Annotated in this window: 21 protein-coding genes; 18 read left to right on the top strand and 3 right to left on the bottom strand. The window is 65.9% G+C overall.

The window, feature by feature from the left end:
• Positions 1-275 precede the first annotated feature (275 nt).
• From OKW39_RS19910 to ftsB, 9 genes are all read left to right on the top strand, one after another.
• The gene (locus OKW39_RS19910) at positions 276-1,529 is read left to right on the top strand and encodes a lipoprotein-releasing ABC transporter permease subunit (protein WP_184048864.1); all 1,254 of its coding nucleotides are present in this window, start codon (positions 276-278) and stop codon (positions 1,527-1,529) included.
• Positions 1,530-1,560: 31 nt separating this feature from the next.
• Complete coding sequence (gene lolD, locus OKW39_RS19915; RefSeq protein ID WP_409260126.1) at positions 1,561-2,277, top strand: lipoprotein-releasing ABC transporter ATP-binding protein LolD; 717 nt, start codon at positions 1,561-1,563, stop codon at positions 2,275-2,277.
• Positions 2,278-2,320: 43 nt separating this feature from the next.
• A complete protein-coding gene (locus OKW39_RS19920) occupies positions 2,321-3,109 on the top strand; it encodes a TatD family hydrolase (RefSeq protein ID WP_184057318.1) in 789 nt (262 codons plus the stop codon).
• Positions 3,110-3,224: 115 nt separating this feature from the next.
• Positions 3,225-5,912 carry a DNA internalization-related competence protein ComEC/Rec2 gene (locus OKW39_RS19925; protein ID WP_429563344.1) on the top strand — a complete coding sequence of 896 codons (2,688 nt, stop codon included), beginning with the start codon at positions 3,225-3,227 and terminating at the stop codon, positions 5,910-5,912.
• Positions 5,913-6,029: 117 nt separating this feature from the next.
• The gene (locus OKW39_RS19930) at positions 6,030-6,833 is read left to right on the top strand and encodes an alpha/beta fold hydrolase (RefSeq protein WP_429563345.1); all 804 of its coding nucleotides are present in this window, start codon (positions 6,030-6,032) and stop codon (positions 6,831-6,833) included.
• A gap of 142 nt (positions 6,834-6,975) precedes the next feature.
• Entirely contained in the window at positions 6,976-8,637 is a 1,662-nt protein-coding gene (locus OKW39_RS19935; protein ID WP_184057312.1) for a CTP synthase, read from the top strand.
• Entirely contained in the window at positions 8,634-9,488 is an 855-nt protein-coding gene (gene kdsA, locus OKW39_RS19940; RefSeq protein WP_090800765.1) for a 3-deoxy-8-phosphooctulonate synthase, read from the top strand. The genes OKW39_RS19935 and kdsA overlap by 4 nt, the downstream gene beginning before the upstream one ends.
• A gap of 165 nt (positions 9,489-9,653) precedes the next feature.
• Complete coding sequence (eno, locus tag OKW39_RS19945) at positions 9,654-10,937, top strand: phosphopyruvate hydratase (RefSeq protein WP_018417543.1); 1,284 nt, start codon at positions 9,654-9,656, stop codon at positions 10,935-10,937.
• A gap of 114 nt (positions 10,938-11,051) precedes the next feature.
• A complete protein-coding gene (ftsB, locus tag OKW39_RS19950; RefSeq protein ID WP_090800763.1) occupies positions 11,052-11,489 on the top strand; it encodes a cell division protein FtsB in 438 nt (145 codons plus the stop codon).
• Positions 11,490-11,584: 95 nt separating this feature from the next.
• On the opposite strand, the gene OKW39_RS19955 is transcribed toward ftsB, so the two are convergent.
• The 3 genes from OKW39_RS19955 to OKW39_RS19965 form a co-directional block, all read right to left on the bottom strand.
• Entirely contained in the window at positions 11,585-11,947 is a 363-nt protein-coding gene (locus OKW39_RS19955; protein ID WP_090800761.1) for a hypothetical protein, read from the bottom strand.
• A gap of 197 nt (positions 11,948-12,144) precedes the next feature.
• Complete coding sequence (gene hslO / locus OKW39_RS19960) at positions 12,145-13,095, bottom strand: Hsp33 family molecular chaperone HslO (protein ID WP_090800759.1); 951 nt, start codon at positions 13,093-13,095, stop codon at positions 12,145-12,147.
• A 63-nt stretch (positions 13,096-13,158) separates the two neighbouring features.
• A complete protein-coding gene (locus tag OKW39_RS19965; protein ID WP_090800758.1) occupies positions 13,159-13,683 on the bottom strand; it encodes a gamma carbonic anhydrase family protein in 525 nt (174 codons plus the stop codon).
• A gap of 279 nt (positions 13,684-13,962) precedes the next feature.
• Here OKW39_RS19965 and OKW39_RS19970 point away from each other — a divergent pair, with 279 nt between their 5' ends.
• The 9 genes from OKW39_RS19970 (at position 13,963) to bamC (ending at position 22,363) form a co-directional block, all read left to right on the top strand.
• On the top strand, positions 13,963-14,868 hold the full coding sequence (locus OKW39_RS19970; RefSeq protein WP_429563505.1) for a ferritin-like domain-containing protein: 906 nt from the start codon (positions 13,963-13,965) through the stop codon (positions 14,866-14,868).
• Between the two features lie 69 nt (positions 14,869-14,937).
• The gene (locus OKW39_RS19975) at positions 14,938-15,822 is read left to right on the top strand and encodes an alpha/beta fold hydrolase (RefSeq protein WP_429563346.1); all 885 of its coding nucleotides are present in this window, start codon (positions 14,938-14,940) and stop codon (positions 15,820-15,822) included.
• Between the two features lie 178 nt (positions 15,823-16,000).
• Positions 16,001-16,831, top strand: coding sequence for a 3',5'-nucleoside bisphosphate phosphatase (locus tag OKW39_RS19980; RefSeq protein ID WP_429363666.1), 831 nt, complete (start codon positions 16,001-16,003; stop codon positions 16,829-16,831).
• A gap of 113 nt (positions 16,832-16,944) precedes the next feature.
• Entirely contained in the window at positions 16,945-17,580 is a 636-nt protein-coding gene (locus OKW39_RS19985; protein ID WP_090800752.1) for an L-threonylcarbamoyladenylate synthase, read from the top strand.
• Positions 17,581-17,636: 56 nt separating this feature from the next.
• Entirely contained in the window at positions 17,637-18,299 is a 663-nt protein-coding gene (locus tag OKW39_RS19990) for a site-2 protease family protein (protein WP_090800750.1), read from the top strand.
• Positions 18,300-18,305: 6 nt separating this feature from the next.
• Positions 18,306-19,508: a tryptophan--tRNA ligase gene (locus OKW39_RS19995; protein WP_090800748.1), complete on the top strand. Its 1,203-nt coding sequence runs from the start codon at positions 18,306-18,308 to the stop codon at positions 19,506-19,508.
• A gap of 28 nt (positions 19,509-19,536) precedes the next feature.
• Positions 19,537-20,139 (top strand): class I SAM-dependent methyltransferase, encoded by a 603-nt coding sequence (locus OKW39_RS20000; protein WP_090800746.1) that lies wholly within the window; start codon positions 19,537-19,539, stop codon positions 20,137-20,139.
• 43 nt (positions 20,140-20,182) lie between these two features.
• A complete protein-coding gene (gene dapA, locus OKW39_RS20005; protein WP_429363669.1) occupies positions 20,183-21,100 on the top strand; it encodes a 4-hydroxy-tetrahydrodipicolinate synthase in 918 nt (305 codons plus the stop codon).
• 123 nt (positions 21,101-21,223) lie between these two features.
• Positions 21,224-22,363 (top strand): outer membrane protein assembly factor BamC, encoded by a 1,140-nt coding sequence (gene bamC, locus OKW39_RS20010; RefSeq protein ID WP_090800743.1) that lies wholly within the window; start codon positions 21,224-21,226, stop codon positions 22,361-22,363.
• Position 22,364 lies beyond the last annotated feature (1 nt).

Genomic DNA, 22,364 nt, shown 5'->3' on the forward strand with positions numbered 1-22,364 from the left:
AAGCGCGGCCGGTTCGTCGATGGCGCGGCCGAGGCACGTCCTTTGCGCGAGCCGCCGGCATTGTGTGGCAAACTTCGCGCTTGATCGCTGGACCCGGCAGGGTGGCGCACCGCGGCGCCGCGCCTCTATGCGCCGGCAGAGCCGCACAGCGGCCGGGCGCGCGAGGAACGATCCGCGCCGCCGCGAGCCCAACGATCACGACGTTCGGGCCGCACGGCGGACGTCGAGGTCCGCCGATCCCGACATACAGTCGAAGAACGCACAAAAGGATTCGCTTGAAATTTCCCTACGAATGGCAGATTGGCTGGCGCTATACACGCGCCGGCAAACGCACGACCGGTAACGGCTTCATTTCGTTCATCGCGCTGGTGTCGATGTCGGGCATCGCGCTTGGCGTCGCGGCGCTGATCGTCGTGTTGTCGGTGATGAACGGCTTTCAGAAAGAGGTACGCGACCGCATGCTGTCGGTGCTCGCGCACGTCGAGATCTTTTCGCCGACCGGTTCGATGCCCGACTGGCAACTGACCGCGAAGGAGGCGCGCCAGAACAAGGAGGTGATCGGCGCGGCGCCCTACGTCGAGGCCCAGGCGCTGCTGACGCGCCAGGACGCGGTGAGCGGCGTCGCGTTGCGTGGCATCGAGCCGACGCTCGAGCCTGAAGTGTCCGACATCGGCAAGGAAATGAAAGGCGGCAAGCTGGCCGACCTCGTGCCCGGCGGCTTCGGCATCGTGCTCGGCGCCGATCTGGCGGCCAATCTCGGCGTGCAGCTGAACGACAAGATCACGCTCGTCGCGCCCGAAGGCACGATCACGCCGGCCGGCATGCTGCCGCGCCTGAAGCAGTTCACGGTGGTCGGCATTTTCGAGTCGGGCCATTACGAATACGACAGCACGCTCGCGCTGATCAACATCAAGGACGCACAGGCGCTGTTCCGGCTGCCCGCACCAACCGGCGTGCGGCTGCGCCTCACCGACATGCAGCGCGCGCCGGAAGTCGCGCATCAGCTCGCGCGCACGCTGTCGGGCGATCTGTACATTCGCGACTGGACCCAGCAGAACAAGACCTGGTTCTCGGCGGTGCAGATCGAGAAGCGCATGATGTTCATCATCCTGACGCTGATCATTGCGGTGGCCGCGTTCAATCTGGTGTCGTCGCTGGTGATGACGGTGACCAACAAGCAGGCCGACATCGCGATCCTGCGCACGCTCGGCGCGCAGCCCGGCTCGATCATGAAGATCTTCGTCGTGCAGGGCGTGACGATCGGCTTCATCGGCACGGCGACCGGCGTCGTGCTCGGCTGTCTGATCGCGTGGAGCATTCCGTGGCTCGTGCCGATGATCGAGCATCTGCTCGGCGTGCAATTCCTGCCGCCGTCGGTGTACTTCATCAGCGAGCTGCCGTCCGAGCTGGTTCCGGCGGACGTCGCGCGCATCGGCATCATCGCGTTCGTGCTGTCGGCGCTCGCGACGCTCTATCCGAGCTGGCGCGGCGCGAAGGTCCGTCCGGCGGAGGCGCTGCGCTATGAATGACCGCCTCGTCCATCCCTCAACCGATTCATCCATGACCGCTCAGGACTCCGCGTCGCATCCGTTCGTGCTCGAAGCCACCGGCATTTCCAAAGCGTTCGTGCAGGGCGGGCTGAACGTGCAGGTGCTCAACAATGCGCAACTCGCCGTGCGGCGCGGCGAGAAGCTCGCGATCGTCGGCGCGTCGGGCTCCGGCAAGAGCACGCTGCTGCACGTGCTCGGCGGTCTCGACGATCCGAGCGCGGGCCACGTGTCGGTGCTCGGCAAGCCGTTCACGAAACTCTCCGAGCGCGAGCGCAACGTCCTGCGCAATCGCGCGCTCGGTTTCGTGTATCAGTTTCACCATCTGCTGCCGGAGTTTTCCGCCCTCGATAACGTCGCGATGCCGCTGCGGATTCGTCGCGAGACGACCGAAGTCGCGCGCCGCGAGGCCATGGCGGTGCTGGAGCGCGTCGGCATGGGGCATCGCGCGAAGCATCGGCCGGGCGAGCTGTCGGGCGGCGAGCGTCAGCGTGTCGCGATCGCGCGTGCGCTCGTCACGAAGCCCGCCTGCGTGCTCGCCGACGAGCCGACCGGTAACCTTGACGGCGGCACCGCCGACACGGTCTTCAATCTGATGCTCGAACTGTCGCGCACGCTCGAGACGAGCTTCGTGATCGTCACGCACGACCCGGAGCTGGCGGGCCGCTGTGATCGCATCATGCGGTTGCGCGACGGCGTGCTGCACGAAGAGCCGCCGGTGCCGGTCTGAGTGCGGGCCGGCACGGTCCGTCCTCTTGCCAGCGAGATAACCCATGTGGATCGATACGCACTGCCATCTCGACGCTTCGGAGTTCGACGCCGACCGTGATGCGGTTGCGGCGTCCGCGCGCCATGCGGGGGTGTCGCGCATCGTGATTCCGGCGATCGGGCGGCAGAACTTCGCGGCGGTGCGCGAGCTCGCGCATCGCGTCGACGGCGGCGCGTACGCGCTCGGCATTCATCCGCTCCTCACGCCGCACGCCGTCGATGCCGACCTCGACCTGTTGCGCATGGAGATCGAGGCGAGTCTCGACGATCCGCGCTTCGTCGGCATCGGCGAGATCGGGCTCGACTATTTCGTCGACGGCCTCGACGATGCGCGCCAGCAGTTTTTCTACAACGGCCAGTTGCAGCTCGCGCGCGAATTCGATTTGCCGGTCATCTGCCATGTGCGCAAATCGCAGGATCAGGTGATCAAAGGGCTGCGCCGGCATCAGATTCATCGTGGCATCGCGCACGCGTTCAATGGCAGTTTCCAGCAGGCGCAGGCGTACATCGATCAGGGCATGCATCTTGGGTTCGGCGGCAACCTCACGTTCGAGCGCGCCCGGCAGATCCGGCGACTCGCGGAACAACTGCCGTTCGATGCGCTGGTCGTCGAGACCGACGCGCCCGATATCGCGCCGTCGTGGATGTACAGGCAGCGCAATTCACCCGAGCAGATTCCGGCGATCGGCGCGAGCCTCGCGCGACTGCGCGGTGTCACTTCCGACGCAGCCGCCCTTGGCACAACGGCTAACGCGCTCGCCGCGCTGCCGCGACTCGCGCTTTCCTCTGCATAATCGATTCCGTTGATCGAAAGGGTTCGCGTCGGGCGATCCCCACGCCCGGCGGGCTCGCTGCTGCCCGTTCGCTGGCGCAGTGACGAGGCCCGGCGCCAGCGGGTACGGAGGGCGGATGAGGGCGGTCTGGTGTGGATTTGCGTTGGGGGTGGTCTGGCTGCAGCGACAGGCGGTGTTGCCGGATACAGGCGCATGGTGCGCGTTGATACTGCTCGGCTGCACGGCGGCCGGCGTTGCGGTGTGGGGTTTGCGTGGCGGCGGAGCGGCTGCGGCGGCGGGTGTTACAGGTGCGGCAGGTGCGGCAGGTGCGGCAGGTGCGGCAGGTGCGGCAGATGCGGCCGGTGCGGCGCTCCAGCGCGAATACGAGCGGGGCTTCTCGCACCAGCTCGCTAGCCGCGTATGGCGCGACGCTCGCATGCGGCGGGTGGCCGGTTGGAGCGCGGTGTGGTGCGCGGCGATCTGCGTCGGCTTCGGCTACGCGGCCGTGCGCGCGCAAACGCGGCTCGCGGTGAGCCTGCCGCACGAGTGGGAAGGGCGCGATATCGAGGTGGTCGGCACGATCAAGGGATTGCCGACGCGTGACGACAAAGGCGCGCGCTTCCTGTTCGACGTCGATACGAACGGTGCGCGGCTCGCCGCTTTCCCGCGCGTGATCCAGCTAGCCTGGATCGCGCGCAACGCCGCGGCGCCGCGGCTCGAACCGGGCGAACGCTGGCGTCTGACCGTGCGCCTGAAGCGCCCGCACGGCAACGCGAATTTCGGCGTGCGCGATGCAGAGGCGAGTCTGCTCGCGCGCAACGTCCGCGCGACCGGCTACGTGAGCGTGCCGGACCATGCGCGGCGCCTGACCGGTCACGCGCGCGGGCTCGCCGTGCTGGTCGACCGCTGGCGCGCCGGATTGCGTGCGCGTATCGACACGGTGCTTGCCGATGCGCCGCATCGCGGCATCGTCGTCGCGCTCGCGATCGGCGCGCAGGACGAAGTGAGCCCCGCCGACTGGCAATTGATGCGCGGCACCGGCACGAGTCATCTGGTGGCGATTTCGGGCTTGCATCTCGGCTTGGTCGCGGGGCTGACCGGCTGGCTCGCGGTGGCAATCTGGCGACGTTCGGGGTGGCTCGGCCGCAACTGGCCGCTGCGCTTGCCCGCGCAGCTCGTCGGCGTGACGGCGGGTGCGATGTTCGCCGCACTGCATGCCGCGCTCGCGGGCTTCAACGTGCCAGCGCAACGCGCGCTGTGGATGGCCGCGCTCGTCGCGCTGGCGTTCGTCGGCGGCCGGCAGCTAGCGCGCTCCACGGTGCTCGCGTGGGCGCTCGGGCTCGTGCTGCTGGTCGATCCTTGGGCGGTCGTGTCGGCCGGATTCTGGCTGTCGTTTTGCGCAGTCGGCGCGATCCTGTTGGCGATGTCGGGGCGGCCGCGCGTGCGGGTTCCACTGGCGTCCCGTCATCATGAAGACGAGGAGGGCAGCGCGGCGCGTCCCGTATCGATCCGGCGTCTGCGCGCGCTCGCCGAACGGTTGCGCAGCGCCGCTCACGCGCAGGTCGCGGTGACGGTCGCGCTGGCGCCGCTGACCGCCTACTGGTTCGCGCAAATTCCGCTCGCCGGTCCGCTCGCGAACGCGTTCGCGATTCCCTGGGTGAGCCTGCTCGTCACGCCGACGGTGCTCGCGGGCGTCGCATTGCCCGCGCCGCTCGACGCGTTCGCGTGGCGCGCCGCGCACACGCTGCTCGATGGTCTCGCGGCCGGCCTGCAACTGGCGTCGGGACCGCGCTGGACGCTGTGGTGGCTGCCGCAGCCGAATGCGTGGGCGCTGGCCGCGGCGGCGCTCGGTGTGCTGTGGTGTCTCGCGCCGCGCGGCTGGCCCCTGCGCTGGGCGGCGCCGCTGTCGTGGCTGCCGCTGCTGATGCCCAGCGCAAGCGGCGCACTCGCCGAGCCATCAGGCGCGTTCCGTCTGACTGCGCTCGATGTCGGGCAGGGCTCGTCGGTGCTCGTGCAGACCGCGCATCACGCCTTGCTGTTCGATGCGGGTCCCGGTCCGGAATCGAGCCACGCTGGCGAGCGCGTGGTGGTGCCGTTCCTGCGGGCGCAAGGCGTGACGACGCTCGATACGCTGATGATCAGTCACGCCGATTCGGATCATGCGGGCGGCGCCTCTGCCGTTTTCGAGGCGATCGAGGTGCGTCAGCTGGTGGCTGCTCTGGCGCCGGACAATCCGCTGTGGCCGAAGGCAAACCAGCGTGGCACGCAGACGCTGCCGTGCGTGGCGGGGCAGCGCTGGCAGTGGGATGGTGTTGAGTTCGCCGTCCTGTGGCCTGACGTCGGGGCACTCACGGGCAAGGCGAACGAGCATTGCTGCGTGTTGAGGGTCAGCACGTTGCCGCCCACCAACGCAAGCCAGGCGGCGGCGTTCGTCGGTGCGAACGCGCCGCGTTTCACGGCCCTGCTGACCGCCGACATCGAAGCGCCGGCCGAACGCGCGCTGCTCGCGCGCGATCCCGCTATGCTGCGCGCGCAAGTGTTGATGGTGCCGCATCATGGCAGCAAAACGTCGTCGACCGAGCCGTTCCTCGACTCTATCAATCCGTCCATCGCGTTATTTCAGGTAGGCTACGAGAATCGCTTCCATCATCCGAATGCGGGCGTGTTCGCGCGCTACGCGGCGCGTCATATCGAACTCGGGCGCAGCGATCGCGATGGCGCCGTGAGGGTCGACGTCGATCCGGGCGCGCGCGGTGAGGAGGGCGCCGCGCTCACGCTCGAGCGCTATCGGGACACGCAGCGCCGCTACTGGATGGAGCCCTGAGCGCGTCGCGGCCCGATGAGCGCAACAGCGCAGACAACAGGCGCAAGCAGCGGTATAAGCAGCGGCACGGGCAAAGCACCCGCCCACGCGTAAAAAACACAACGGAGATCGCCGCAGTTGAAAAACATCATCCATTTCTCGCATGCGAACGGCTTTCCGGCCTCGACTTACCGGACGATCTTCGCCGAGCTCTCCGACGACTACGACGTGCGCTCGATCGAGCGGATCGGCCATGATCCGCGCTTTCCGGTCACGCAGGACTGGCCCCATCTGGTCGAGCAACTGCTTGACGACATCGCCCGCAAGTACGAGCAGCCGGTGTGGCTCGTCGGGCATTCGCTCGGTGGTTATCTGTCGCTGATGGCGGCGCTGAAAAAGCCGCAGTGGGTGAGGGGCGTCGTGATGCTCGACTCGCCGGTGATCGCCGGCTGGCGCAGCAGCATGCTGCGCGTGTCGCAATGGACCGGGCTCGACGAGCGGCTGTCGCCCGCCGCCGCGACGCGCAAGCGGCGCACGCAATGGACGAGCCGTGACGAAGCATGGCGGCACTTCCATTCGAAGCCCGCGTTCGCGCGCTGGGACGAGCGCATGCTGTCCGACTACATCGACTTCGGCATTCCGCAGAGTTCGCCCGACGGCACCCGGGTGCTCGCGTTCGATCGTCGCATCGAATACCAGATCTACCGGACGCTGCCGCATACGCTCGGCGCGCGGCTCGCGCGCGGCGCGCCGGTGCCGGTCGGGTTCATCGCCGGGACACGCTCGAAGGAAATCCGCCAGGCCGGGCTCGACGCGACGCGACGCGCGACCGGCGGCCATGTCGAGTGGATCGAGGGCAGCCATCTGTATCCGATGGAAAAGCCGATCGAAACCGCGCGCGCGGTGCAACGCATGCTGCGTGAGCTGGAGCGAACCGCCTGACGTGCTGCGCGCACGAAGCGGGCCCCAAACCGCTGCGCCGGCTGCCACGCGAGGCGGCCTCGGCACGCGTGGGTCGGCCGTTTTTTGCTGGGTCGGGACCATCCTTTACGGTATAATCCGTTTTTCCCGCGAGCATCCAGCGATGACCAAATATGTTTTCGTCACCGGCGGCGTAGTATCTTCCCTCGGCAAGGGTATTGCCGCCGCTTCCCTCGCCGCGATCCTCGAATCGCGCGGTCTTAAAGTCACCCTCCTCAAACTCGATCCCTACATCAACGTCGACCCCGGCACGATGAGCCCGTTTCAGCACGGCGAAGTGTTCGTGACGGAAGACGGAGCGGAAACCGACCTCGACCTCGGCCACTACGAGCGCTTCATCAGCACGAAGATGCGCAAGGCCAACAACTTCACCACGGGCCAGATTTACGAGTCGGTAATCCGCAAGGAACGCCGCGGCGATTATCTCGGCAAGACCGTGCAGGTCATCCCGCACATCACGAACGAAATCCAGGCATTCGTCGAGCGCGGCGCAGCGTCTGCGACGTGCGGCGAGCCGGATGTCGCGATCGTCGAAGTGGGTGGCACGGTGGGTGACATCGAATCGCTGCCGTTCCTCGAAGCCGCGCGCCAGATGAGCCTGCGCCTCGGCCGCAACAGCGCGTGCTTCGTGCACCTGACGCTGGTGCCCTGGGTCGCCACGGCCGGCGAACTCAAAACCAAGCCCACCCAGCACAGCGTGCAGAAGCTGCGCGAAATCGGTATCTTGCCGCACGTGCTGCTGTGCCGTGCCGACCGCCGCATTCCGGACGACGAGCGCGCGAAGATCTCGCTGTTCTCGAACGTGCCCGAAGACGCGGTGATTTCCGTGTGGGACGCGGACAGCATCTACAAGATTCCGCAGATGCTGCACGACCAGGGTCTCGACGCGATCATCTGCGAAGAGCTCAAGCTCACGCCGAAGGCGGCGGACCTGTCCATGTGGTCGGACCTCGTCGAGAAGCTGCAGAACCCGAAGCACGAAGTGACGATCGGCATGGTCGGCAAGTACGTCGATCTGACCGAGTCGTACAAGTCGCTGATCGAAGCGCTGCGTCATGCGTCGATGCATACGTCGACGCGCGTGAACATCGAGTACATCGACTCCGAAGAGATCGAAACGCAAGGCGTCGGGAGCCTCAAGCATCTCGACGCGGTGCTCGTGCCGGGCGGCTTCGGCCGTCGCGGCACCGAAGGCAAGATCGCCGCGATCCGTTATGCGCGCGAAGCGAACGTGCCGTATCTCGGCATCTGCCTCGGCATGCAGCTCGCCGTGATCGAATTCGCCCGCGACGTCGTCGGCCTGAAGGACGCGAACAGCACCGAATTCGATCAGGAAACGAAGAACCGCGTGGTCGCGCTGATCACCGAGTGGTACGACCGCGAAGGCCGCGTCGAGAAGCGTACCGAAGAGTCGGATCTCGGCGGCACGATGCGCCTCGGCTCGCAACGCTGCCCGATCAAGCCCGGCACGCTCGCCGAAGAGATCTACGGCACCGACGTGAACGAACGCCATCGTCACCGTTATGAGGTGAATAACCGTTTCGTGCCCCAGCTCGAAGGCGGTGGCCTCATCATTAGCGCCCGTACCCCGAGCGAGGATTTGCCGGAAATGATGGAGCTGCCGCGCAGCATGCACCCGTGGTTCGTCGGCGTCCAGTTCCACCCTGAATTCACGTCTACGCCGCGTGACGGTCATCCGCTGTTCAAGTCGTTCGTCGAAGCGGCGCTCGCGCATCAGCAGTCGAGGGTCGAGGAGAAAGCATGAAACTGGGCGATTTCGACGTCGGGCTCGACAAGCCGTTTTTCCTGATCGCCGGTACCTGTGTCGTCGAATCCGAACAGATGACGATCGACACGGCCGGCCGCCTGAAGGAAATCTGCGCGAAGCTGAACATTCCGTTCATCTACAAATCGTCGTACGACAAGGCCAATCGCAGCAGCGGCAAGTCGTTTCGCGGTCTGGGCATGGACGAAGGTCTGCGCATCCTGTCGGAAGTGAAGCGCCAGCTCGGTCTGCCGGTGCTGACCGACGTGCACGCCGAACACGAGATCGAGCAGGTGGCGTCGGTCGTCGACGTGCTGCAAACGCCCGCGTTCCTGTGCCGTCAGACCGACTTCATCCACGCGTGCGCGCGCTCGGGCAAGCCGGTCAACATCAAGAAGGGCCAATTTCTCGCGCCGCACGACATGAAGAACGTGATCGACAAGGCGCGCGACGCCGCGCGTGAAGCGGGTCTGTCCGAAGACCGCTTCATGGCGTGCGAGCGCGGTGTGTCGTTCGGCTATAACAACCTCGTGTCGGACATGCGTTCGCTCGCGATCATGCGCGAGACCAACGCGCCGGTCGTGTTCGACGCGACGCATTCGGTGCAGTTGCCGGGCGGTCAGGGCACGAGCTCGGGCGGCCAGCGCGAATTCGTGCCGGTGCTCGCGCGCGCCGCGGTCGCGGTCGGCGTCGCCGGTCTGTTCATGGAAACGCACCCGAATCCGGCGCAAGCGAAGTCGGACGGGCCGAACGCGGTGCCGCTCAATCGCATGGCCGACCTGCTCGAGACGCTCGTCACGCTCGACCGGGCCGTCAAGCGCGGGCCGTTCCTCGAAAGCGATTTCAACTGATTCAGGTATGCGCCGCGTGTCACGATTGCCCTCGATAATCGACCCGCGGCGCTTTCGCATAATGTTCGTCGAACGTATCGGCGCGCGAGCTGTCTGTCGGGGAGACCGGCAGGTGCGCAATGCAAGGCCACAGTAAAGAATTCAACGTCATCCTTTGAGGAAACCATGAGTGCTATCGTAGACATCATCGGTCGAGAGATTCTCGATTCGCGAGGCAACCCCACCGTCGAATGCGACGTGCTGCTCGAGTCGGGCACGATGGGGCGCGCGGCCGTGCCGTCGGGCGCGTCGACCGGCTCGCGCGAAGCGATCGAACTGCGCGACGGCGAAGCCGGCCGCTACGGCGGCAAGGGTGTACTGAAGGCCGTCGAGCACATCAACACGGAAATCTCCGAAGCGATCATGGGTCTCGACGCTTCCGAGCAGGCGTTCCTCGACAAGACGCTGCTCGAGCTCGACGGCACCGACAACAAGTCGCGCCTCGGCGCGAACGCGATGCTGGCCGTGTCGATGGCCGTCGCGAAGGCCGCGGCTGAGGAGGCCGGTCTGCCGCTGTACCGCTACTTCGGCGGCTCGGGCGCCATGCAACTGCCGGTGCCGATGATGAACATCGTCAACGGCGGCGCGCATGCGAACAACAGCCTGGACATCCAGGAATTCATGATCGTGCCGGTCAGCCAGCCGAGCTTCCGCGAAGCACTGCGCTGCGGCGCCGAAGTGTTCCACGCGCTGAAGAAGATCCTGTCGGACCGCGGCATGAGCACGGCAGTCGGCGACGAAGGCGGCTTCGCACCGAACTTCGGCAGCAACGAGGAATGCCTGTCCACTATTTTGCAAGCCATCGAGAAAGCAGGCTACCGCGCCGGTGAAGACGTGCTGCTCGCGCTCGACTGCGCGGCCAGCGAGTTCTACCACGACGGCAAGTACCAGCTCGCGGGCGAAGGCCTGCAGCTGTCGTCGACGGAATTCGCGGACTACCTCGCGAACCTCGCCGACAAGTTCCCGATCGTGTCGATCGAAGACGGCATGCACGAGGGCGACTGGGAAGGCTGGAAGACGCTGACCGACAAGCTCGGCAACAAGGTCCAGCTGGTCGGCGACGACCTGTTCGTGACGAACACGCGCATCCTGAAGGAAGGCATCGAGAAGGGCATCGCGAACTCGATCCTGATCAAGATCAACCAGATCGGCACGCTGACGGAAACCTTCGCGGCGATCGAAATGGCCAAGCGCGCGGGCTACACGGCGGTGATTTCGCACCGTTCGGGCGAAACTGAAGACTCGACGATCGCGGACATCGCCGTCGGTCTGAACGCCGGCCAGATCAAGACAGGTTCGCTGTCGCGTTCCGACCGCATCTCGAAGTACAACCAGCTGCTGCGTATCGAGGAAGATCTCGGCGATATCGCGAGCTACCCGGGCAAGTCGGCCTTCTACAATCTGCGCTAAGCGGTCTTCGCCAGATTGTTCACGCCGATCGATGAGCCGGTTATCCTTCGTTTCTGATTGACCTCGCCGCCCTGCGTATAGCGCAGGGCGGCGCGTATTTATTGTGCTTACTTCATGCGGCTTGTCACTGCTGTCCTGATCGTTCTGCTGGCGTTGATCCAGTACCCGCTCTGGTGGGGGCACGGCGGCTGGCTGCGCGTGCATGAGTTGCAGGGACAACTCGCGCAGCAACTGCAGAAGAATGCCGACGCGAAGCTGCGCAACGAGCGCATCCAGGGCGAAGTGCAGGACCTGCAGAATGGCACGGCCGCGGTCGAAGAGCGGGCGCGCTACGAAATGGGCATGGTCAAGGACGGCGAAGTGTTCGTGCAGTTCGTGTCGCCGAACCAGCCGTTGCCGTTGGCGAATACGCCGTCGGCGAACACCTCGACGCGCGGTGAGGTGTCGGCCGCGCCGCTGCATGTGGTGCCGAATCCGGAGTCGCGCGCGAAGCCGGATCGCAAGCATGGCGGGAAGGCAGCGGCTGCGAAGGAGAAGAAGCCGGTGCACTGAGGTTCGATATTTCGCATCGGCCTCGCAGGAAGGCGCAAAAAAAGCGCGGTTCATCCTGAACCGCGCTTTTTTGTTTTTATGCTGCCGTGTTCGCCCTACCAGCCCCAATACGGCCCGAACCCGACGCCGATCCCGGTTCCCCAGCCACGTCCCCAGCCGCCGCTCGAGAAGCCCGCGGAAAACCTCACGGGCGGCGAACGCGAGTAGTAGCGCGACCAGGCTTGCGCGGCGGCGTCCGCGGCCATCGTCTGATTCTGTTCGAACATGACCTGTTGCTCGATCGCGTCATAGCGCGCGCGTTCCTCCGGTGTCAGCGTCTGCGTATGACTGATGGCTTCGGCCTGATCGGGCGGCAGACGGCTCAGAATCGGCGCTGGGCCACGCGGATCGATCGAGCAGCCGGCCAGCACCGCGCTGCCCGTGAGGACGGCAAGGATCAACGAAAGCGTGTGCTTCATGGTCGAATCTCCATCGGTCCGAGGCTCGAGCAAGCGTCTTCCAACGCGCAGCGCCGCATCCTTCCAAAGTATCAACGCCGCGCTCAAAAGCAACGCGCCGCCCGAGCCGTGACGAGGCATGGGGCGGCGCGGTCAGGACTTCGTTGAAGAGCGCGATCAGTTCACGGGCACGTACTCCGCTTCGGCGAAAGCGCGGTCTAGTGCCGCTGCGCGGCCGCCGGCGTCACACCCTGTGAGAGTCCGCCGGCCACGAAAAGTTGCGCGACGTCGACCGGGTCGAACTCGTAGCGCTGATTACAAAACTCGCAGTGAATCTCGACGTGGCCGCGTTCCTCGATCACGCTGTCGACTTCATCGCGGCCAAGCATCTTCAGCATCGCGCCGACTTTTTCGCGCGAGCACGTGCATTCGAAGCGCGCGGTAACCGGCTCGAAATGCTGGACGTTTTCCTGCCAGAACAGGCGTCGGAACACCGTCTCAGGTTCTTCCTTCAGCAGCTCGTCGTGCGACAGCGTGCCGCCGAGCGTGCACACGCGTTCCCACGTATCCGCGTCGAGCTCGCCCGGATGCGGGACGATGCCGCCGTCGCCCGGCAGTTTCTGCAGCAGCATGCCGACCGCGCGCTCGGTGTTCGCCGCGAGCCACATGCGCGTGTCGAGCTGCTCGGAGTGATGCATATAGTGCTCGAGCACCTCGGCGATCGACTTCAGCGCTCCGTCCACGCCCGACAGCGGCACGATACTCTGGTACGGCTGCTGGCCGGGCTGCTTGGCGGTCGGGTCGAGCGTGATCACGCAGCGGCCGTAGCCGCTCGCGTTCACCAGATCGATGAGCGAGGTCGTGTCGTCGATCGTATGGGCGGCTTCGCCGGACAGCTTCGCGGTGGCGCGCATCGTCAGGTTCGAGCTGCACTGCACGACCAGCATCTTGACCGGGCCATCGCCGAAAATCTGCATGACGAGCGTGCCGTCGAACTTCAGGTTCGCCGACAGCAGCGCGCACGCGGCCATCATTTCGCCCAGAATCGTTCGCACGGGCGCCGGATAATCGCGGCGCGTCAGCACGTCCTGCCAGGTATTGCGCAGGGAAACGATCTCGCCGCGCACCGGCGCCGCGCTGAACATGAATTTTTGCAACTGGTCGCTCACAACTTTTCCTCACTGGAATGACGCGGCATGACGCCGCGCCTTTGCGCACCGCGCGCCGGCCGTCTAGCCGATGCGTACGAGCTGCGCCTTGAAATACTCGCGGCGCCCGGCATAGCTTGCCGCGCCGCGCTGTATGTTGGCGATATCCGCTTGCGTCAGTTCGCGCACCGCCTTCGCGGGCGCGCCGAGGATCAGCGTATTGTCGGGAAACACCTTGCCCTCGGTGACGATGGCGCCCGCTCCGACCAGACAGTTGCGGCCGATCACCGCGCCATTCAAGACCACCGCCTGAATTCCGATCAACGCGCCTTCCTTGATCGTGCAGCCGTGCAGCATCGCCTGATGGCCGATCGTCACGTTCGACTCGACCGTCAGCGGATAGCCGGGGTCGGTGTGCAGCACCGCGCTTTCCTGCACGTTGCTGCCGGCGCCGATCGTGATCGGCTCGTTGTCGCCGCGCAGTGTCGCGCCGAACCACACGCTCGCGTTCTCCTCGAGCGTTACGTTGCCGATGATGTTCGCCGAATCCGCGACGAACACGCTTTCATGAATGATCGGGGCGGCTTCGCCCAGCTTGTAAATCGTCACAATGTCTCCTTGTTGGTCAGAGCCGGGCCTTCGGTGACTCCGATCCTGTGCACGATGATGGTCTGATCGGTTGCCACGCATGGGCGGGGCGGCGCGCAGCCGGCGCGGTGCGAGGTTGGCGGTCTTGCGTCGCCAACTGACGGGCGTGCCCGAAAGCGCGCCGGTTGGTCGAATCGGGTATTGTAAACGGTTGTGTGCATGAGCCGCTTGGCCGCTCGCGCGCGGCTCAGCCGCCGTCTGTCCGCCGTCTTTACCGCCTCCAACGCCGATCCGTTTGTCATGACGTCCGCTGCTTCGCCCGTTTCTGTCGCTTCTCGCGCATCGAATTCTCTCGACGAGCCGCCGTGCGCGCGCCGCGCCGCGCTCGCCGCGTTGCGCGAGCGGGATCCGGCCGCGAAGGCCGCGGCGGCCACCGAGTTGTACGCTGCGGTACTCGACGGTCGCGCTCTCTGTGACTCCGGCCTCGATCTCGCCGAGCCCGCTGGCCTGCCGGGCCGCCCCGAACGGCCCGAACTGGTCGAACCGCGCCAACTCGGTCGACGCAGCATGCAGTCGCCGCAGGGCCGCGCGGTGCTGCTCCACGCGCTCGCGCACATCGAGTTCAATGCGATCAATCTGGCGCTCGACGCCGTCTGGCGTTTCCCCGGCATGCCCGCCGGGTTCTATACCGACTGGCTCAAAGTTACCGCCGAAGAGGCGTATCACTACTCGCTGCTCGCCGCGCGTCTCGCCGAATATGGCCACGCGTACGGCGACTTCCCGGCGCACGGCGGCCTATGGGACATGTGCGAGCGCACCCGTGGCGACGTGCTCGCGCGCATGGCGCTCGTGCCGCGTACGCTCGAAGCGCGCGGCCTCGACGCGTCGCCGCCGATCCGCGCGCGTCTGCAGCAGGCCGGCGATCACGCGTCGGCGGCGATTCTCGACGTGATCCTGCGCGATGAAATCGGCCACGTGCTGATCGGCAACCGCTGGTTCCGTCACCTGTGCGACGCGGACGGCCTCGATCCGCACCACACCTATCTGCGTCTCGCCGACCAGTATCACGCGCCGAAACTGCGTGGCCCGTTCAATTTCGAAGCGCGCCGCGACGCTGGTTTCGACGATGCCGAACTCGCCGCGCTCGCGAGTCAGGATGCGCAGCAAGCCATGCAGGCAACGGACGACCGAGCATCGCGTCAATAAACCGTTACCACTTCTTGCGCCGCTGTTCCTATAATCGAACGACCATTCTTTTTTACGGGTGCGCCGTTCATGAATACATCCCGTTCTGAGTTCGTTGCCGCGCGCGGCGTCCGGCTGCACGTGCGGCGCTGGGGCCATCCCGATGCGCGGACACTGTTCATGCTGCACGGCTGGATGGACGTCGGCGCGTCGTTCCAGTTCGTCGTCGATGCGCTCGGTGGCGACTGGCAGGTGATCGCGCCCGACATGCGCGGCTTCGGTCTGTCCGACTGGCCGGTCGCCGAGCGCGGCGGCGGCAGCTACTGGGTGCAGGACTATCTCGGCGATCTCGACGCGCTGATCGACCACTACGCGCCCGACGGCCAGGTGAACCTCGTCGGTCACAGCATGGGCGCGAACGTCGTGTGCCTGTATGCGGGCGTGCGGCCGCAGCGGGTACGGCGCGTGGTCGATCTGGAAGGCTTCGGGCTCGCGCCATCGCATTCGGCGCAGGCGCCGAAGCGCCTGCTCAACTGGCTCGACGAATTGCGCGATCCACCGCAGCTCAGGCGCTACGCGTCGCTCGACGAGGTCGCCGCGCGCCTGATCAAAACCAATCCGCGCCTCGTTCCGCGGCGTGCGCAATTTCTCGCGCAGCACTGGTCGAAGCCGGATGGCGAAGGGCGCTTCATGCTGCTCGCGGATCCAGCGCACAAGGTCCGCGGCCCGACGCTGTATCGCCTCGACGAGGTGATGGCGGTGTGGCGTAAGGTCAGCGCGAAGGTGCTGCACGTCGAGGCCGCCGGCTCGTCGACGCTCGCGCAGATCGCCGGCGACATTCCGCTCGACGAATTCAAGGCGCGTTTCCAGGCGTTTCCCGATTGGCGCGAGAAGATCGTCGACGGCGCGGGGCACATGGTGCATCACGACCAGCCGGAGCAGATCGCCGCGTTGATCGAGGGGTTCTGCGCCTGACACCGCGCCTGAAGCTACGTTTGAAACGGCGCTCGTGGGTCGCCCGGAGGTCGCGGGATCGGCGCTGACTGGTCTTGACCTCGCGGCACGCCGGCAACCGGCACTGGCGTCGCGAGATACCCCTGCGGCCCCTTACTGCATTGCAGTAAAATGACCGCAGAACCCTTCCAGGACCACGATGAACGCCGATCTTCACTGCCACTCCACCGTTTCCGACGGCCAGTTCGCGCCGGCCGACGTCGCGCGCCGCGCGCACGCTAACGGCGTGACGCTGTGGGCGCTCACCGATCACGACGAAGTGGGCGGCCAGCACGAGGCGCGCACCGCGGCCGAGGCTCTCGGCATGGATTACCTGAGCGGCGTCGAGATTTCGGTCACGTGGGCGGGGCGCACCGTGCACATCGTCGGACTCGGCATCGATCCGGGCAGCCAGATCCTGATCGACGGTCTCGCCCGCACGCGCGACGGCCGCGCCGCGCGCGCCGAAGCAATCGGCGAGCAACTGGCCACGCTCGGCATTCCAGACGCGTACGAGGGCGCGCTGCATTACGTGTCGAATCCTGACATGATGTCGCGCACGCATTTCGCGCGCTTCCTGGTCGAGCACGGCCACTGCGCAAACACCCAGGAAGTGTTCGACCGCTATCTCGGCGACGGCAAGCCGGCTTACGTCGCGCACCGCTGGGCCAGGCTCGCCGACGCACTCGGCTGGATCCAGGCCGCGGGCGGCGTCGCGATCGTCGCGCATCCCGGTCGTTACGCATATTCGCAACTCGAATTCGACGCGTTCTTTGGCGAATTCATCGACCTCGGCGGCGAGGCGATCGAGGTCGTGACCGGCAGCCACACGCCCGACCAGTACCGCGAATATGCGGTCGTCGCGCGTCGCTATGGCTTCGAGGCCTCGCGCGGTTCCGACTTCCATGCGCCTGGCGAAGGCCGCATCGAACTCGGTGCACTGCCGCCGCTACCCGCCGATCTGAAGCCCGTTTGGGAACGCTGGCTGTGACCGCGCGCCGTGCCGGAGCGGCACGGCGCACGCGCGGGCCGGCTGGATGCGGCACGCGCTCTGCTCGCCGCAGCCCATCCGCCGCAGTTCGTCTGCCGCCATCGTGAGTCTCCATGTCCCAATACTTTCGGCTTCACCCCGACAATCCGCAACCGCGTCTCGTCAAGCAGGCCGTGCAAATCATCAACGGCGGCGGCGTGGTCGCCTTGCCGACCGATTCGACCTACGCGCTCGCCTGCCGTCTGGACGACAAGGATGCGGTCGAACGCCTGCGGCGCATCCGCGGACTCGACGAAAAGCAACTACTGTCGCTGCTCGTGCGTGATCTGTCGGAGCTCGCCAATTTTGCTATGGTGGACAACTGGCAGTACAGGCTGCTTAAGTCGGTGACCCCGGGTCCGTACGTGTTCGTGCTGCAGGCCACCAAGGAAGTGCCGCGGCGCGTGTCGCATCCGTCGCGCAAGACGATCGGCCTGCGCGTGCCGGATCACGCGATCACGCTCGCGATTCTCGAGGAGCTTGGCCAGCCGCTGCTCGGCTCGACACTGATCATGCCCGGCGAAACCGAGCCGCTGAACGACCCCGAGGAAATCCGCGCGCGGCTCGAAAAGCAGCTCGATCTGGTGATCGACGGCGGCGCGTGCGTGTGCGAGCCGTCCACCGTAATCGATCTGACCGGCTCGGAGCCGGTGCTGGTCCGGGCAGGGCGCGGCTCGCTCGCGCCGTTCGGTCTCGAGGAAACGGCGTGAGCGTCGTGAGCGAAAGCGGACAGACACGCGCGAGCGCATTGTTACAATAGCGAGCTATGGATTCTTCCCTGATACAGACGATTGCGGTGTACGCGCTGCCGGTGATCTTCGCGATTACGCTGCACGAGGCTGCGCACGGCTACGTCGCGCGCTGGCTCGGCGACAACACCGCGTACGTGCTCGGCCGCGTGTCGCTGAACCCGATGCGGCACATCGATCCGCTCGGCACGATCGCCATTCCGCTGCTGCTGTACTTCGCGACGAGCGGCGCGTTCGTGTTCGGCTATGCGAAGCCGGTGCCGGTCGCGTTCGGCAATCTGCGCAACCCGCGCTGGGGCAGCCTATGGGTCGCGGCGGCCGGGCCCATGTGCAATTTCATCCAGGCGCTGTTCTGGGGCGTGTTCGGCGTTGCGCTCGCGGGGCTCAATGTCAACGAACCGTTTTTCACGCGCATGGCGGGCGCGGGCGTCGGCGTCAATCTCGTGCTCGGCGTGCTGAACCTGTTTCCGCTGCCGCCGCTCGATGGCGGCCGCGTGGTGATGGCCCTGTTGCCGCCGAAGCAATCGATCGCGTTGTCGCGGCTCGAGCCGTACGGCTTTTTCATCGTGATGGCGCTGGTGATGACGGGTACGCTCACGCGTTTCTGGTTGAGGCCACTCGTGACGCTCGGGTATAGCGCGATCACCGCAATTCTGACTCCACTTGTTTCGCTTTTCTAAATAACCATGTTCCCAGACCGTATCTTCTCCGGCATGCGGCCCACCGGGTCGTTGCACCTCGGCCACTATCACGGCGTGCTGAAAAACTGGGTGCGGCTGCAGTCCGAATACCCGTGCTTCTTCTGCGTGGTCGACTGGCACGCACTGACGACGCACTACGAAACGCCCGAAGTGATCGAAAAGAACGTGTGGGACGTGCTGATCGACTGGCTCGCTTCCGGCATCGATCCGGCGCAGGCGACGCTGTTCATCCAGAGCAAGGTGCCCGAGCATGCCGAACTGGCGCTGCTGCTCGGCATGAGCACGCCGCTCGGCTGGCTCGAACGCGTGCCGACCTACAAGGAGCAGATGGAAAAGCTGAAGGACAAGGACCTGTCCACCTACGGCTTCCTCGGCTATCCGGTGCTGATGGCGGCGGACATTCTGCTTTATCGCGGCTCGCTCGTGCCGGTCGGTGAAGACCAGGTGCCGCACGTCGAGATGACGCGCGAAATCGCCCGTCGTTTCAACTACCTGTACGGCCGTGAGCCGGGCTTCGAGGAGAAGGCGAACGAAGCCGCGAAGAAGCTCGGCGGCAAGCGCTCGAAGCTGTATCACGAGTTGCGCAACGCGTATCAGCAGGAAGGCGACGACGAAGCGCTCGAACGCGCGCGGGCGATGCTGCAGGAATCGCAAAGCCTGTCGATGAGCGATCGCGAGCGCCTGTTCGGCTATCTCGAAGGTTCGCGCAAGATCATCCTCGTCGAGCCGCAGGCGATGCTGACCGAGGCGTCGCGCATGCCGGGTCTCGACGGCCAGAAGATGTCGAAGTCGTACGGCAACACGATCGGCCTGCGCGAAGACGCGGAAACCATCACGAAGAAGGTCCGCACGATGCCGACCGACCCCGCGCGCGTGCGCCGCACCGATCCGGGCGATCCCGACAAGTGCCCGGTGTGGCAGTTGCATCAGGTCTATACCGACGAAGCGACCCACGAGTGGGTGCAGAAGGGCTGCCGCTCGGCAGGCATCGGTTGCCTCGATTGCAAGCAGCCGGTCGTCGAAGGGATTCTGCGCGAGCAGCAGCCGATGCTCGAGCGCGCGCAGAAGTACATGGACGACCCGTCGCTGTTGCGCGCGATCGTCGCCGATGGCTGCGACAAGGCACGCCGGTTCGCGACCGAAACGATGCGCGACGTCCGTGAGGCGATGGGGCTGTCGTACAACTGATGCGCACCCGACGCACCGCGGTGCTGCGATGAGCACGCCCGTTACCAGTGGCTTGCATGGCCTCGGTGAACCGTCGCGCTGGGTGCGTCACTGGGCGCACCTGATCGCGCCGGGCGGCGCGGTGCTCGACGTCGCGTCGGGGGCCGGGCGGCATGCGCGCTTTTTTGCGTCGCTCGGCCATCCGGTCACCGCGATCGATCGCGACGCGGCTGCTCTCGACCTGCTGCGCGACGCGCCGCTCGTCACACCTCTCGTGGCCGATCTCGAAGGCGCGACGTGGCCACTACCGGCCGATGCGGCGTTCGCCGCCGTCGTGGTCACCAACTACCTGCACCGGCCGCTTTTTCCGCAGTTGCTGCGCGCGCTCGCGCCCGGCGGCGTACTGGTTTACGAGACCTTCGCGCAAGGAAACGAAAGCGTCGGCAAACCCTCCAATCCGGCGTTTTTGCTCGCGCCTGGCGAGCTGCTCGACACCGTGCGGGGCCACCTGCGGGTGATCGCATTTCAGGACGGATTTCTCGCCGAGCCGCGTCCGGCCTACGTTCAGCGCATCTGCGCGGTTCGGGAAACGGCCCGGGCGCATGATCCCGCACGGGCAACAGCGCCACCTTGTTACGAGTTGGCTGGCTAATCCGCTACAATCGCGGTTTACCTGATCATATTCATGGCGTTTCATGACTAACGGCAACCACAGCGGTCACCAGGACGGCGTTCAGATCCGCGGCAGCATTCCTGCCATCATCACTCCGATGCTCGAAGACGGCAGCCTCGATCTGCCGGCGTTTCGCAAACTGATCGACTGGCACGTCGAGGAAGGCACGAATGCGCTCGTCGTGGTCGGCACGAGCGGCGAGTCGGCCACGCTGTCGGTCGAAGAACACGTGCTGATGGTCAAGACCGCAGTCGAGCACACCGCTGGACGCATTCCTGTCATCGCGGGCGCGGGTGCCAATGCCACCGCTGAGGCGATCGAACTCACGCAACACGCGAAGGACGTCGGCGCGGATGCCACGCTGCAGGTCGTGCCGTACTACAACAAGCCGACCCAGGAAGGCATTTACCGCCATTTCGCGAAGATCGCCGAAACCGTCGATCTGCCGGTGATTCTGTACAACGTGCCGGGCCGCACCGTCGCCGACATGAGCAACGAGACCATCCTGCGCTGCGCGCAGGTGCCGGGCATCGTCGGCGTGAAGGAGGCCACGGGCAACATCGACCGCGCCGCGCATCTGATCAAGTCGGCGCCGGCGCATTTCGGCATCTACAGCGGCGACGACCCCACCGCGATCGCGCTGATGCTGCTCGGCGGTCACGGCAATATTTCGGTCACCGCGAACGTCGCGCCGCGCGCAATGAGCGAACTGTGCAAGGCCGCGCTCGCTGCGGACGTGAAGACCGCGCGCGACATTCATCTGAAACTCCTGTCACTGCACAAGTACCTGTTTGCCGAAGCGAATCCGATTCCGGCGAAGTGGGCGCTGCAGCAACTGGGGCGTGTGCAGGGCGGCATCCGCCTGCCGCTCACGCCGCTCGATGCGCAATACCACGAAGTGGTGCGCGGCGCGCTGCGCGAAGCGGGCCTGCTCGGCTGAACGGGCCGACCGTCCCGCCGCCCACGCAAGACCGCCACCGGCATTTCATTAACCGACGTCGCTTCAGCCCACGTTCCCGGCAGATCGAACGAGGCATCGCGTTCCAGCATCACGAAGGACCTCATGAAACGTTCCGCACTTTCCCTCCACGCAACCCGCATGGCGGCGCTGGCGCTTGCCCTGTCGACGCTCGCCGGCTGTGACACGCTGAACGACTGGTTCGCTTCCGACCGCGTCAACTACAAGGCGACCTCGAGCGCGCCGCCGCTCGCCGTGCCGAGCGATCTGAGCACGTCGCCGAACGACCAGCGCTATGTGGCACCGCCGGCCAATCTGGCGCTTGGTGGCACGCCGACGCGCGCTGTCACGGCGGCCGGCAACGCAACCGAAGGTCAGCCGAACGCGCAGGATCCGCTCGGCATGCATATCGAGCGCGACGGCGACCGTCGCTGGCTGGTGGTAGACGGCCGTTCCCCGGAACAGCTCTGGCCGCAGCTGCAGGAGTTCTGGCAGGAAAACGGCTTCGTGCTGAAGACCGATGCGCCGGCCACCGGCATCATGACGACCGACTGGGCGGAAAACCGCGCGAACATTCCGGACGACTGGTTCCGCCGCACGGTCGGCAAGGTCATCGACTTCGCCTATTCGTCGGGCACCCGCGACAGTTTCCGCACGCTGGTATCGCGCGGTCCGGACAGCGCGACCGATATCTCGATCACGCACAGCGCGATGGAAGAGGTGATGACCGGGCAGGACAAGACGTCTTCGCGCTGGGAAGAGCGTCCGCGTGATCCGGCGCTCGAGGCGCTGTTTCTCGCCAAGCTGATGCAGAAGTTCGGCCTGACTGAAGCACAATCGAAGCAGCTGCTGACCGACGCGCGCACCGCCGCCGCGCCGACCACGATCGAGCAGAGTGCGGGTGCGTCGACGCTCGATCTGCAGGAGTCGTTCGACCGTGCCTGGCTGCGTGTGGGCCTCGCGCTCGATCGCACCAACTTTACGGTCGACAACCGCGATCGCGAGAAGGGCATCTACTACGTGCGCTACGCGGATTCGATGCAGGAACTGAAGAAGGAAGGCCTGTTCGGCAAACTGTTCTACAGCGGCAATTCGACGCGCAAGCCGGGCCAGGAATTCCTCGTCAACGTGCGCGCGAAGGGCGACGCGGTGACGCAGGTCGCGGTCGTCGACGCGAATGGGCAGATCGACACGTCGTCGGACGCGCAGCGCATCGTGTCGCTGCTGCACGCGCAACTGAACTAAG

It is taken from the genome of Paraburkholderia sp. MM6662-R1 (assembly GCF_050436245.1).
In the GTDB taxonomy this organism is placed as follows: Bacteria; Pseudomonadota; Gammaproteobacteria; order Burkholderiales; family Burkholderiaceae; genus Paraburkholderia; species Paraburkholderia tuberum.